Here is a 14,077-nt window from a genome sequence, read left to right on the forward strand (position 1 = left end):
GGAACACAAAGTGTCCCCTCTTCAGTCATACTTATTTTTTAACTTGGCTCATTACTTCATCAACGAAGTTATCTTCGCGTTTTTCCATACCTTCGCCAACTTCATAACGAACAAAGTTAACAACAGAAGCACCTTTGTCAGTCACATATTTCTTCACTTTTTGATCTGGATCTTTGATGAAGCTTTGTTCAAGCAAGCAGATCTCTTCGAAGAATTTACCAAGACGGCCTTCAACCATTTTCTCGACGATGTTTTCTGGCTTGCCTTCGTTTAGTGCTTGTGTTTTCAATACTTCACGCTCGCGCTCCACTTCATCAGCAGCTACTGCGTCACGAGAAACGTAACGTGGGTTTACTGCTGCGATGTGCATTGCAACGTCTTTACCTAGTTCTTCATCAGTTGTACCATCAAGCAAAGTCAATACACCGATACGTCCGCCACCGTGCAGGTAGCCTCCGAATGCTTGATTTTCTGTTTTGCTCACTAAAGCGAAACGACGAAGGGAGATTTTTTCTCCGATTTTTGCGATTGCAGCATTGATGTACTCGCCAACAGTCTGCTCATCGTTCATTTTCTGATCAAGTGCTTCTTCTACGCTAGCTGGCTTGTTAGTAAGGATATGCTGTGCTAGTTCGTTAAGCAAAGATTTGAACTGGTCGTTCTTTGTAACGAAGTCAGTTTCACAGTTCACTTCAAGCAATACAGCGTGATCGCCTTCAGTAGCGATGAAAGTGGAACCTTCAGCAGCGATGCGGTCTGCTTTTTTAGCAGCTTTCGCAATACCGTTCTCGCGAAGGTAGTCGATCGCTTTTTCCATATCACCATCTGTTTGAGTCAAAGCTTTTTTGCAGTCCATCATACCTGCGCCAGTTTTTTCGCGCAATTCTTTTACCATTTGTGCTGTGATTGCCATCGTAAATGCCTCCTTGGGGTTTGGACAATTAGTCTTTTAAAAAAGGGTGATAAAAGGTCCCCCCTTATCACCCTTCATCCATTACTCGCTTACAGCTTCTGTTGCTTCTTCAGCTGGAGCTTCTTGGTCTTCCAATTCTTCACCTTGCTTGGATTCCAAGATAGCATCCGCCATTTTGGAAGTAAGCAATTTAACAGCGCGGATAGCGTCGTCATTCGCAGGGATCACGTAATCTATTTCGTCCGGATCACAGTTAGTATCAACGATACCGATGATCGGGATGTTCAATTTGTGTGCTTCTGCAATTGCGATTCTTTCTTTGCGTGGGTCGATAACGAATAGAGCGTCTGGAATTCTTTCCATGTCTTTGATTCCGCCAAGGAATTTAACAAGACGTTCTTTTTCTTTAAGCAAACCTACTACTTCTTTTTTAGGAAGTACTTCGAATGTACCATCTTCTTCCATGCGCTCGATGGATTTCAAACGGTTGATACGTTTGCGGATTGTCTGGAAGTTAGTAAGCGTACCACCCAACCAACGTTGGTTGACGAAGTACTGACCGGAACGGATCGCTTCTTCTTTCACAGATTCCTGTGCTTGTTTCTTCGTACCCACGAAAAGAATAGTACCGCCATCAGCAGCAAGCTCTTTTACGTAGTTGTAAGCTTCGTCGACTTTCTTAACTGTTTTCTGAAGGTCGATGATGTAGATACCGTTACGCTCCGTGAAGATATATTTCTTCATTTTTGGGTTCCAACGGCGAGTCTGGTGACCGAAATGAACACCAGCTTCAAGCAATTGTTTCATTGAAATTACTGACATAGTGTTTTCCTCCTAATGGTTTTTTCTCCTCCGACCGCTTCATCTTTTATCGGGAACTGACAATTTGCCAGCACCTCCCGTAAAAATCGGCAGCCGTGTGTATTAACACCAAAAATAAATATAGCACAGCTATTACCGTCAATCAAGCATCTTAGACATGTTTTTGAACTTTCTTAGCTTTTTCTGCCCTTTTCCCCATTTTTTTTCATCAAGAGTATCAATTCCACTTCTGTTTTCCCCATTCCCAGCTGCTTTGCGATAGCTGCTGGAGCTATGCCTTGATCATGCAGCTGAAGCACCCGTCCAAGATTGGACATGGATACATCATCTTCTTCCTCTTCAGGTACGGGAGGGGGTGCATAGGCCGCTTCCGGCATTGCTTCCATAGTTTCAGCCGGAGTGACTCTGGGTTGGTCATTTTTTTCCTTTAGCGGAGTTTGCTTCGGTGCTTTAATGGGTTCAGCATCCAAAAGCCGTTCATTCTCTTCCCTAAGTTCTGTAAGGATTGTGCTGAGCATAGCTTCATATTCTTTTTTTTCCTTCTGGAACTGGTTTTCTTGCTGCATCACTTTGGATTGCAGTGTGCGTATCGCGATGAAAGTCAGTACATGAAGGAGAAGACTGGCAAAGACTAATAGTGTGAGCATGGATAGCCTTCTTTCTATATAAAGTGGAAATAGCTTTCAGCTGGTGGCTGAAAGCTTGGCTAAGGATTCCCGTAATTTGAATACAGCACGTTTATGAATTTGTGAGATGCGTGATGTTGTCAGTTCCAGAATATGTCCGATTTCTGTAAACGTCAATTCTTCTTTATAGAAAAGACTGATCACCAGCTGTTCATGTTCATTCAGCTGTTTGATGCTGTCTGTGAGCTGACTTAACAGCTCCTTCTGCAGCACCGCATCTTCTGGCTGCGGTGTCTTGAGATCAGGAAGTACATAACTTGTATCCTGATTATCCTGCTTTGGTCCGGTCGGTTTGTCATCCATGGAGAGGACATTGGAAAACAATGCATCACGAACTGCTTCCTCCACCTCTTCCCTGCTCAAACCAGTGGATTCGGCAATCTCGCTGCTGGTCGGTTTCCTCTCAAGCGTCTGCTCAAGCTTGGATGCAGCAGCTTCTATCTTTTTTACTTTATCACGTACTGTCCGGGGAAGCCAGTCTTCCTTCCGAAGACCGTCCATGATGGCTCCCCTGACCCGGAAAGACGCATACGTTTCGAATTTAAAGTCCCTGCTTGGCTCAAATTTCTTCAAAGCATCATACAGCCCAGTATAACCGAAGCTCCTGACATCATCCCTGCTCACACTGGAGGGGAGGTGAGCAGCGATGCGCTGCGTATGGTATTCGACTACGTGCATGTACATCCGCATCAATTCATTGGCAGCTTCGCTATCTTTCTTATAAAACCAGCTGTTCCAATACTGCTGTTCTGTTTCTGATCCATAACTGACCATGAAACTCCCTCCTTTGTTTGCCACTCTGTCATAAGCATGAAGCTGCTCCATTATATGATCGCTTCCTCTTTATTAACTGTTTTGATTTTCAATCCCCATGTTTCCGTGTCGAATTGGATTGTGCGCCCATTGCTTCCTCCGACATCCTTGCTTTCGATCGGTATCCGATATTCCCGGAGTTTTTGTTCCACAGCTTCTATATTACGTGGTCCGATCCTCATTTTTTCGTCTGTCGATAAGAAAGTGAACATTTGTGCCCCGCCTGCAAGTTTGGCCTTGAATCGGCCCATGCTTGCGCCTTGCTTCAAAAGATTGGCTACTAGATCATCCATTGCAGTATCTGCATATTTATTGCGATTCATTTGTGTCTGTTTGGCTAGATTCGAATCAGGAAGCATCACATGCGCCATTCCGGCAAGTTTCGTTTGCTTATCGTAAATGACGACCCCGACGCAAGATCCAAGTCCAGCTGTCCGCAGATGCTGCGGATGAACGGCAATTTTCGCATCGGCAATGCCCACGTGTAAAATGTCTGTTTCAATCATCATCCTCGACTCCTAATGCACGGAATAAATGGCCGAACGCTTCGGGATCGAGCAGAAGCAGGAATTTACCTTCAATCATTTGCTGTTCCTGATTCGGCGGACTTAGTGCGATGACTGTATCAATGAGCACAGTATAATCACTTTCATGGGCTATTTCGATCAATCCATTTGCCAGGATCGCACCGCCCATATCGACACTGATTTGCGGAACGGAAGGCTGCATATTCACTTTCGCAAAGTCGCTGATGGCAGAAAGATAGCTTCCAGCCAATATATTCCCCATTTCATGCAAAGCAGATAAGTTAATATCGTCTTTGGACGTATTGGACCATGAAAAGCTTTGATTGCCCATTATATAGTGTACAAATAACTCTGCTTCACCTGGTTCCAACAGGAAGAACATATTCCCGGGCGCATCTCCTTGAACTCTCAAGTATATCGCAGCCAGCGGCTGTTCTGCTCCGCCGATCGAATCGATCAATTCATTGAAGTGACAAATCCGGACTGCCGGGACTTTCATATCGATTTCCTGCTGCAAGAGGATCGAAAGGGCAGTGGCAGCATTGCCTGCACCAATGTTTCCTGCCTCTTTCAATGCATCGAGCTGATCTTCTGTTATATGATGTAAATCATACATTAGCTTTCGATAGACTTGATTGCTTCAATCTCATGGAATTTCAGTACTTTTCTGAGATCAAGCAAAATGATAAGTCTGTCCTCCAATTTCACTACTCCATCGATATAATCGATATCAATCGCACCGATCACACGAGGTGCTTCCTCGATTTGATTGACCGGGATGTCGACAACATCATTGGCCGCATCCACAATCAAACCAATAGTTGTCTCATCCAAGTCCACGATGATGATTCTTGTGTTCTCATCGACCGGTGTTTCCTCAAGTCCAAGGCGGCTTCTCAAATCAACGATCGGTGTGACGACACCCCGCATATTGATCACACCTTTAATGAAGCTCTCGGTATTCGGCACCCTAGTGATATGCTCCATCTTTTCAATGGATCCCACTTGAGTCACTGGTACCGCATATTCTTCATTTTTCAGCTGGAATACAATTACTTTTACGTCTTGTACGATTTCTTCTGCCATGGTTAAACCCTCCTTATTTGATTAACGCATTGCTGTCGATGATGAGAGCCACTTGCCCATCTCCCAAAATGGTAGCTCCAGAGACAGCGAATATTTCAGTCAAGTAGTTTCCGAGTGATTTCAATACGATTTCCTGCTGGCCGATGAAGCCATCAACGATCAACCCTGCCGACTTATCACCCTTTTTGATGATGACAACAGAATAATGATCTGTCTCTTCGCTCACTTGCGGTACTTGGAATACTTCTTTCAGTGAAACAAGCGGTACCACTCTTCCGCGGAAATCGATAACTGCTTGGTTATGGACATGCATGACATCAGCTTTTGGAATGATGGCTGTTTCAATGATGGAAGAAAGCGGAACCGCATATTTTTCCTTCTGGATCTCAACAAGCAATACACTGATGATGGATAATGTCAACGGCAGCTCGATGCTGAATGATGAACCTTTTCCTTCTTCTGAATTGATTGTAATCGTTCCGCCAAGTGATTCGATCGTATTGCGGACAACATCGAGTCCGACACCGCGTCCGGAAATATCCGATATGGTATCAGCTGTAGAAAAGCCACTTTCCATGATCAAACCGAATATTTGATTATCATTCATGATGGCAGCTTGTTCTTTTGTGATCAGACCATTATTGATCGCTTTATCGGTAACTTTCTTGCGATTGATACCAGCACCATCATCACTGATATCGATGAAGACATGATTGCCAGAATGATAGGCTTTCAGTTTGATAGTTCCTGTTTCCGGTTTGCCAAGTTCGCGTCTTACTTCCGGCGTTTCGACACCATGATCCAAACTATTCCGGATCAAATGCACCAGTGGATCGCCGATTTCATCGATGACGGTACGGTCAAGCTCTGTTTCGGCTCCTTCGATCTGCAAATCGATTTTTTTACCAAGATCCTTTGCAAGCTGACGAACCATACGAGGGAAACGGTTGAACACCTGGTCGATGGAGACCATACGCATCGTCAATACAATGCTTTGAAGGTCACCGGAAATCCGGGCCATCCGTTCCACTGTCTCATGCAGTTCAGGGTGTTTCACATCATCTGCTATTTGCTCAAGTCTGCCTCGATCGATGACAAGCTCTTCGAACAAGTTCATCAGTATATCAAGACGTTCGATATTCACACGAATCGTCTTATTGCTTTGCTGCGCTTTTTTCTCGGTGGGAACCACTTCCACTTTTTCTTCTGTTACGGCTGCTGCTTCTTCATTTGCTGCATCCTGAGGATGTTTATATGTATCAATGAAGAAATTCTGTATTGAAACTGTGTCTATCTCGGAAACTTTCATGATTTTTTCTTCGATAAGTTCCTTTGATTCTTTGGTGACGATCAGCACTTCAAACATCAAATCGAATGCTTCATCTTCCAGCTGCGACACATCGGGATTGGATTTCACAACCTCCCCTAACGATTCAAGCACTTCGAAAACCATGTAGACACGTGCTGCTTTCAGCATGCAGTCCTCGCGGAGTGTCACTTTCGTATAAAAGTTCTGGAATCCTTTCTCCTCACTTTCACGCAGTACCGCCAGCTCAAACTCATCCAATAAAAGACCTGATTTCTCTTCAGCAGGTTCTGTTGCTGCTGCGCTTTGTGTCAGCGCTTCGCCTGACTCGATTGCTTCCAGCTGGCGAACCAATTCTGTTACCTCTTTTGTTCCCGCTCCGCCGGATTCAATGTCCAGTACCATCTCTTCCAGGTTATCCACAGCTTCAAAGACGACATCCAGTATGTCGGGATTGATCGTGAGCTTATGATTCCGGATTGCATCCAGTACATTCTCCATCTGATGCGTCAAATTCGCCAAGTCCTGGTATCCCATCGTTGCAGACATACCCTTCAGCGTATGTGCAGAACGGAATATTTCATTCACTACATCCATATCCTCTGGCTTTTTTTCAAGTTCCAGCAAATGCTGATTCAAGCTTTGCAAGTGTTCTTTACTTTCTTCGATGAATACACCTAAGTACTGATCTATTTCCATTGGTTGACCCCCTCTGATAGATTGATCCTTTTTTGCACTGCTCCAGCGATGGACTGTACCGGGCACACGTGATGGAGCAGTCCTGCTTCTGCAGCTGCCCTCGGCATCCCATATACGACGCAAGTTTCAGCAGACTCACCGATGCTGTAGACAGATGATATCCTATCCCTGATTTTGCGCAACCCATTCGTTCCATCCGCTCCCATGCCTGTCATGATGACAGTACATACATCGACATTTTGCAACAAGCTGATCGATTCAAACATTCGATCGACAGAAGGACGATGACCGCTTACTGGGTCTTCCATTGTAAGTTTGGCAATGAGTCGGCTGTCTGCCTGCTCGATCGTCAAATGATGACCACCAGGCGCAATGTACACCGTTCCATTCCGCAACGTCTCATTGTGCTGCGCTTCCTTTACACGAATCGGGCTCAAGCTATTCAGTCTCTCAGCCAATGATTTGGTGAAACCGACCGGCATGTGCTGGACAACCACTACCGGTGCAGCAAGAGTAGCCGGAAGTTTACCTATCACTTCCTGTAACGCTCTGGGACCGCCAGTTGACGTTCCGATTGCAACAAGGCTGCAATCTGCTCGTTTTCTCGCCGCAGGTGCTTTGACAGTCACCTTCACATCGGCAGCTTTCACCTGCTGTCTGACTGACAAGCGGGAAGCAGCTGCCGCTACCACCTTCGCAACCAGTTCATCACGTACCTTATCCAAATCCAGGGAAATGGAGCCGGATGGTTTTGCAATGAAATCCACTGCACCAAGCGACATCGCGTGGATCGTCATGTCTGCACCTTGCTTTGTCAAGCTGGAAAGCATGACAACCGGCAGCGGCTGCCGCTGCATGATTTCTTTCAACGCATCTATCCCATTCATGATCGGCATCTCGACATCCATCGTCACGACGTCTGGTTTCAGCTGCGTGATTTGACTCAGTCCATCTTTGCCATTCCTAGCTGTTCCAATGACTTCGAGCCGATCGTCACTATTCAGTAAATCCGAAATGATTTTTCGCATGAAAGCTGAATCATCAACGACTAAAACGCGGATTTTTTTTACCACGTGTTCCGCCTCCCATCCAAATATCTTTCAGTCTGCTCATAAATGATGTGTTTTCTTTTGCTGTTGATTCTGCAGCAGGTTTCAGATAACTGGCTGCAAGTTGTTTGATGACAAGTCCTGCTTTCGATTCCCTGCGATTGATAAACGGTTCCTGCATTTTCACCGATTTCGGAACTTGCTTATCTTCTGGCAATATCCCCAGGAGTTCAAGTTCAGCATGAAGAAATGATTTTACGACTTCTTTCATCCGGGTTGCAGTATCCTGCCCTTCCCGGTCGTCACTTGCACGATTCACAAGCAGATGCATCGGAAGTGCACCATTCTGGTTTTTGAGGTGTTTGATCAAAGCATAGGCATCCATCATACTGGTCGGCTCTGTCGTCGTGATGACGATGCTTTCATCGGCCGCCAAAATGAATCCAGCACTTTCTTCTGTCAAACCAGCCCCCATATCGAGTATGACAAAATCATAATTCCGCTGCGCTTTTTCAAACTCCTGCTGGAAATGCTGGAATCCAGCACTGTCCATGTGAAAGAATTCATCGACTGCAGCTCCTGCTGCGATGAAGTCAAGACCATCAGGACCAGCTTCTGTGATTTCTTCCAAGCTTAATCGGTTCTGGATCATTTCGATAAAGGAATGTTCCGCCGAGGTTCCGAGCAATATTTCGATATTCCCCATACCAAGGTCCAAATCGATAAGCAGAACCGACTTCCCAAGTTGGCTGATAGCCAGGGAAAAGTTGAGCGCAAAATTGGATTTTCCCACTCCGCCTTTTCCGCTGGCGATAGCCACCGTGCGTCCAAGTGTCATACGTTGAACAGTCGCCCGAAGTTTAGCAGCTTGGTCATGCATCAGCCGACGCCTCCATCACCCTTTTTGCCAAATAAGACGCTGATGGCGTGAATATGTCATCAGGTACATCCTGCCCATGTGTTAGATAAGCAACTCCTATATGTGCTTGCTGGATCAAATTCAAGATACCGCCGTAGCGGCCTGCTTCATCCATTTTTGTAAAGATGAACTGCTTGATCGGCAAATGGGCGAACTGCTCATAAATCGCCGCCAAATCATCAGCCCTTGTAGTGATAGACAGCGCCAGGTAAGTCTCCGCATCGTGGTGTAAGTCCAAGGTGCGTTCAAGCTCTTTCACGTATTCGGAATCCCTGAAATTCCTGCCTGCTGTATCGACAAAAACCAAATCATAATCAGCCAGTTTCTTTCTTGCTTCCTGATAATCTTCCAGTGAATACGCTACTTCCAGAGGAATTTCCAGGATCTTCGCATACGTGCGCAACTGGTCGATGGCAGCAATCCTATAGGTGTCAGTCGTGATGAAAGCCACTTTCTTCTTATCAACCAAGGCACTTTTCGCTGCCAGTTTGGCAATGGTCGTCGTTTTCCCTACACCCGTAGGTCCTACAAGATGAATGAATCTCTTCTCAAACTGTACAGGCTGCTGTACCTTATCAAAACGCTTCACAAGGTCTTCATATAATAGCTTTTCCGTGTCTGCATTGGATGCATTCTCCAAAAGATGTTCCATCAGTCCCGAAGCAATCTGCGGATGAACCTCATTTTGAAGCAGCCGGTCATAAAATTTTTGCAGAGGCAATGCGTACTGTCTTGTCTGGCTGCTCACTGCTGTTTTTAATTCTTGTCGCAAACTAGCAATTTCAGTTAAGAACCCTGACTCTGCTCGTGTTTCTTCGATTTCTTTTTCCACATTCACCGACGCCATTGCAGGTTTTGGTACTTCGCGGCTGCTGCTTACCCGTTGGTCCGGATCCAGCGCAGCAATGACTTCAATGCGCTTTTTTTTGAAAAGACCGAGGAACCCGCCGCTTGTCAATTCCTTTGTACGCAGTATGACTGCGTCCTTGCCTAGTTCCCGTCGGATTTGAATCATTGCTTGGGGCATAGTGGCAGCTGTGTATTTCTTCATTTTCATGCAACATTCACCATCCCGACACTCCTGATTTCTGTTGTGTTATCCAATTCATTGTAGGAAAGGACGACAGCGTAAGGCAGACTGCGATCAAGCAGCTGTCGTACGTACATGCGAATCGTCGGCGAACACAGAACGATGACCGTTTCTTCCCGGAGAGACAGACGTTCTGCCTGTTCCATGACGGACTGGACGATTTTTTGCTGTGATTCCGGATCCAAAGAAAGATAATTGCCGTGCTCCGTTTGCTGGATATGATCTGCTATCATTTTTTCCACAGCCCCGGAAACGGTAATGACCTGCAGGGCTTGATTGTTTTGGACATATTGTTTGGTGATTTGCGGTGCCAGTGCCTGACGTGCATATTCCGCAAGCAAATCCGTATCTGTCGTCATCCGACCGAAATCCGCCAGTGTTTCAAAAATAACCGGCAAGTTTCTGACAGACACATGCTCACGCAGCAATTTCGCAAGCACCTTTTGCACATCCCCGACAGTCAAAGGATCTGGTGTCACTTCCTCTGCCAAAATCGGATAAGATTCTTTCAGATGATCGATAAGCTGCTTCGTTTCCTGTCTGCCAAGCAATTCATGCGCATGACGCTTGATGGTTTCTGTCAGATGCGTCGATACGACAGATGGTGGATCGACGACTGTATAGCCCGAGAGCTCCGCTTCATCTTTTGTATCTTCGCTGATCCACTTGGCAGGCAACCCGAACGCAGGCTCAAGCGTTTCGATCCCTTCCAAGCCATCGTCTTCCACTCCCGGACTCATTGCCAAGTAATGGTCAAGCAGCACTTCACCCGCAGCCACTTCATTACCCTTTATCTTCAACCTGTACTCATTCGGCCCCAGCTGGATATTATCTCTTATCCGGACAACGGGTATGACGATACCAAGCTCGATGGCCAGCTGCTTCCGGATCATGACGATCCTGTCAAGCAAGTCCCCGCCTTGATTTGTATCTGCGAGTGGTATGAGTGCATAGCCGAATTCAAACTCGATGGGATCCATGCTGAGCAGGTTCACCACATTGTCGGATGACTTCATCGAAGCTTCCTCCTGGACTTCTTCTGGCTCTGTGCTTACTAGCTCTTGCTGTTTTTGTGCCCGAGATAGGAAATAAGCAGCACCGGCTAGTATCGCGGCAATGGAAGTCGTCAGGAAAAAGTTAATCGGTGTCAAGCCAAGCATGAAGATCGTACCAGCAGCGATGTACAGCATACTTGGAAACCGGAATAGCTGCTTCGTGACATCACTGCCAAGGTTTCCTTCCGAAGCCACTCTGGTCACCATGATACCTGTTGCTGTCGAAATCAATATTGCCGGAATCTGCGTTACCAATCCATCCCCTACAGTAAGACGCATATATGTGTTGATCGCCTCTTGGAAGCTCAACCCCAATTGCATCATACCGATGATCAAACCAAAAATGATGTTGATCAGTACGATGATGATACCAGCAATGGCATCACCTTTGACGAATTTACTCGCACCATCCATCGCACCGTAGAAATCGGCTTCATTCTCTACTTTTTCACGACGGTTCTTTGCCTCGACATCAGATATCATGCCTGCATTCAAGTCAGCATCGATGCTCATTTGTTTCCCTGGCATCGCATCGAGTGTGAAGCGGGCAGCAACTTCCGATACCCGCTCGGATCCTTTGGTGATGACAAGGAATTGAATGATCACCAAGATGATGAAAACGACAAATCCAACAAGCGGATTATCGCCGATTACGAAACTTCCGAACGTCTCTACCACTCCGCCGGCATGTCCCTCTGAAAGGATCGCCCTTGTAGTCGATATGTTCAATGCCAAGCGGAAAAGCGTGAGCAAAAGTAAGAGAGAGGGGAAGATCGAGAATTGCAACGCTTCCTCCGTATTCATAGCCACAAGGATGACTATTAAGGCAAGCGAGATATTCATAAGGATCAAAATGCTCAAAAGCCAGCCCGGCATCGGGATAACCAGCATGACGATCACTAATATTACAGCTATAAGTACTGACATATCCTTCAATTTCATGTTGTGATTCCTCTCTCTTACATTTTACGCTCTGTGCGGTAGACAAGCGCGAGCACCTCGGCAACCGCCTGGAAAAATTCTTCCTTGATCGGCTGATTCAGCTCCACGTCTTTATATAATCCTCGTGCCAATGGTCTGTTTTCCACCATCATTACGTTGTTTGCTTTAGCAATTTCTTTTATTTTCAGCGCGACATGGTCCATTCCTTTCGCAATGACGATCGGTGTATCTGATTTTTCTTCGTCATATTGAATGGCAATGGCAAAGTGAGTTGGGTTGGTAATGACCACATCCGCCTTAGGAACCTCACTCATCATTCGCATCATGGACATTTGACGCTGCTTTTCTTTTATTTTGGAACGGATCAATGGATTCCCTTCCATGTTTTTATATTCATCCTTGATATCCTGCTTGGACATGCGGATGTTCTTTTCATAATCGAATCGCTGATACGTATAATCCAGTACCGCGATAAACAGCAGAGCTAGCGTTGCTGCGAATCCCATATATATCGTTATTTTGCCAAAGAACTGCAGCGCATTTTCGGGAGCTTTCAAAAACATGGTCATGATCGTATCCATGTTCTGCCACAGCACATAAAATGTAACTGCTCCAACCAAGCCGATTTTCAGCAGGGACTTCAATAATTCAACCAATGCCCTTACTGAAAAAATGCGTTTTGCTCCTTGGATCGGATCGATTTTCTTCAAATCGAATTTGATGGCTTCCCCACTGAAAAGCAAGCCGAATTGCGCAAAATTGGAAACCAACCCTGCAAGAACTGCGATACCCATTATCGGTCCGACAATCTTAGCCAAAGCAACAGTCATTTGGACAAGCAGTGTCTGCACAGTATCAGCAGTGATATCCTGCGAAAGATAATCATCGAATATTATGGTGAAAAGCTGCAGGAACTGATCTTTGAGATAACCACCCATCAAGGTCAGGACTCCCAGCGTAAACAAAAGCAGTAATGCCGTATTGACATCCTGACTTTTGACGACTTGTCCTTTTTTCCTCGTATCCTGACGCTTTTTGGGCGTCGCCTTTTCTGTTTTTTCACCAGCGAAAAATTGCAGGTCCAAACGATATTTCATCTAAGCCCCTCCTAACAGAACCATCAAATCGCGCATTGTCACGAGCATGTAATCGAACAGCTGTCTTACAACTGTCATGTAAATGCCGATTGATAAGAAAAGCAGCACAAAAGCCACCAATAATTTGATAGGAGGACCTACGACAAACACATTCAGCTGGGGCACCGTACGTGCGACTATGCCGATGGCGACGTCAACCAAAAACAGACAGCCGACAATCGGGATACCCATCTGAAATGCGATCAGGAACATTTGGCCGAAGGAACGCAGCACCAGTTCGATGAACGATTGATCGCCAAATGGCACCATTTCATTCAATGGAATAAGCTGATAACTGTAAAAAATGCCATCAATCAACAGCAAATGGCCGTTGACTGACAATAAAAATAATGTTGCGATCGTATAAAGGAATTGACCAGTCAATGGACTTTGTGCCCTGGTAACTGGATCGATGACATTGGCAATCGCCAATCCCATCTGGAAATCGATCAAACCGCCTGCCACATTGATAGCTTGAATGACGATGAATGCAAGCAAGCCAATCGTCAATCCCACCATCGCCTCTTTGAATAGCAGCAGAAAGTAGGTATGATCGACTGGAACGGACGGACGATCGATCGTGAAGTAAATGATCAAAGCAAGGAAGAAGCTGAATCCGATTTTAAATTGTGTCGGCACATTCCGGTATGAAAACAAAGGAACTGTCACAAAGAAAGCGACAAGACGGACCAAGATCAATGCAAATGCCGGTACTGCGGTATAATCGATCTGCGATAACATCTGCTTCAGCCCACAAACCGATCCAGGTTCTGTAGTATGCCTGCAGTGAACTCAACCATTCGTGTCAGCATCCAAGGACCGAAGAATATCAACCCAACCAACACAGCGACAATCTTTGGAATGAACGCAAGCGTTTGTTCCTGTATTTGTGTTGTAGCTTGAAAGATACTGACAATCAAACCGACCGCAAGCGCCAGGATCAGTAAAGGTCCGCTGATGATCAGCACTGTATAGATACCGCGTTCTGCGATGGAAATGACAAACTCACTGCTCATAAATGTTACGCTCCTTCA

At 45.7% G+C, this 14,077-nt stretch carries 15 protein-coding genes; all 15 read right to left on the bottom strand.

Features of this window, described 5'->3' with window-relative positions:
• Window positions 1-31 precede the first annotated feature (31 nt).
• The 15 genes from tsf to fliQ all read right to left on the bottom strand — a co-directional run bounded on the left by tsf (window position 32) and on the right by fliQ (window position 14,059).
• Entirely contained in the window at window positions 32-913 is an 882-nt protein-coding gene (gene tsf, locus SFC66_RS09785) for a translation elongation factor Ts (RefSeq protein WP_411218499.1), read from the bottom strand.
• An 81-nt stretch (window positions 914-994) separates the two neighbouring features.
• The gene (gene rpsB / locus SFC66_RS09790) at window positions 995-1,735 is read right to left on the bottom strand and encodes a 30S ribosomal protein S2 (protein ID WP_095223141.1); all 741 of its coding nucleotides are present in this window, start codon (window positions 1,733-1,735) and stop codon (window positions 995-997) included.
• Window positions 1,736-1,908: 173 nt separating this feature from the next.
• Entirely contained in the window at window positions 1,909-2,382 is a 474-nt protein-coding gene (locus tag SFC66_RS09795; RefSeq protein WP_411218500.1) for a DUF6115 domain-containing protein, read from the bottom strand.
• A gap of 36 nt (window positions 2,383-2,418) precedes the next feature.
• On the bottom strand, window positions 2,419-3,195 hold the full coding sequence (locus SFC66_RS09800) for a FliA/WhiG family RNA polymerase sigma factor (RefSeq protein WP_411218501.1): 777 nt from the start codon (window positions 3,193-3,195) through the stop codon (window positions 2,419-2,421).
• A gap of 50 nt (window positions 3,196-3,245) precedes the next feature.
• On the bottom strand, window positions 3,246-3,743 hold the full coding sequence (locus SFC66_RS09805; RefSeq protein WP_411218502.1) for a chemotaxis protein CheD: 498 nt from the start codon (window positions 3,741-3,743) through the stop codon (window positions 3,246-3,248).
• The gene (locus tag SFC66_RS09810; RefSeq protein WP_411218503.1) at window positions 3,733-4,377 is read right to left on the bottom strand and encodes a chemotaxis protein CheC; all 645 of its coding nucleotides are present in this window, start codon (window positions 4,375-4,377) and stop codon (window positions 3,733-3,735) included. The genes SFC66_RS09805 and SFC66_RS09810 overlap by 11 nt, the downstream gene beginning before the upstream one ends.
• Entirely contained in the window at window positions 4,377-4,847 is a 471-nt protein-coding gene (locus tag SFC66_RS09815) for a chemotaxis protein CheW (RefSeq protein ID WP_411218504.1), read from the bottom strand. Before SFC66_RS09815 ends, SFC66_RS09810 begins: the two co-directional genes overlap by 1 nt.
• A gap of 13 nt (window positions 4,848-4,860) precedes the next feature.
• Entirely contained in the window at window positions 4,861-6,852 is a 1,992-nt protein-coding gene (locus tag SFC66_RS09820; protein ID WP_411218505.1) for a chemotaxis protein CheW, read from the bottom strand.
• Entirely contained in the window at window positions 6,843-7,925 is a 1,083-nt protein-coding gene (locus SFC66_RS09825; RefSeq protein ID WP_411218506.1) for a protein-glutamate methylesterase/protein-glutamine glutaminase, read from the bottom strand. Before SFC66_RS09825 ends, SFC66_RS09820 begins: the two co-directional genes overlap by 10 nt.
• A complete protein-coding gene (locus SFC66_RS09830; protein ID WP_411218507.1) occupies window positions 7,894-8,781 on the bottom strand; it encodes a MinD/ParA family protein in 888 nt (295 codons plus the stop codon). Before SFC66_RS09830 ends, SFC66_RS09825 begins: the two co-directional genes overlap by 32 nt.
• Window positions 8,774-9,877, bottom strand: coding sequence for a flagellar biosynthesis GTPase FlhF (gene flhF, locus SFC66_RS09835; RefSeq protein ID WP_411218508.1), 1,104 nt, complete (start codon window positions 9,875-9,877; stop codon window positions 8,774-8,776). The genes SFC66_RS09830 and flhF overlap by 8 nt, the downstream gene beginning before the upstream one ends.
• Window positions 9,874-11,907, bottom strand: coding sequence for a flagellar biosynthesis protein FlhA (gene flhA, locus SFC66_RS09840; RefSeq protein ID WP_411218509.1), 2,034 nt, complete (start codon window positions 11,905-11,907; stop codon window positions 9,874-9,876). The genes flhF and flhA overlap by 4 nt, the downstream gene beginning before the upstream one ends.
• 17 nt (window positions 11,908-11,924) lie before the next feature.
• Window positions 11,925-13,004: a flagellar biosynthesis protein FlhB gene (gene flhB, locus SFC66_RS09845; protein ID WP_411218510.1), complete on the bottom strand. Its 1,080-nt coding sequence runs from the start codon at window positions 13,002-13,004 to the stop codon at window positions 11,925-11,927.
• Window positions 13,005-13,784, bottom strand: a complete 780-nt coding sequence (gene fliR, locus SFC66_RS09850; protein ID WP_411218511.1) for a flagellar biosynthetic protein FliR — start codon at window positions 13,782-13,784, stop codon at window positions 13,005-13,007.
• Between the two features lie 5 nt (window positions 13,785-13,789).
• Window positions 13,790-14,059 (bottom strand): flagellar biosynthesis protein FliQ, encoded by a 270-nt coding sequence (gene fliQ / locus SFC66_RS09855; RefSeq protein ID WP_411218512.1) that lies wholly within the window; start codon window positions 14,057-14,059, stop codon window positions 13,790-13,792.
• Window positions 14,060-14,077 lie beyond the last annotated feature (18 nt).

The organism is Terribacillus saccharophilus (assembly GCF_046592895.1).
Taxonomy (GTDB): domain Bacteria; phylum Bacillota; class Bacilli; order Bacillales; family Amphibacillaceae; genus Terribacillus; species Terribacillus saccharophilus_D.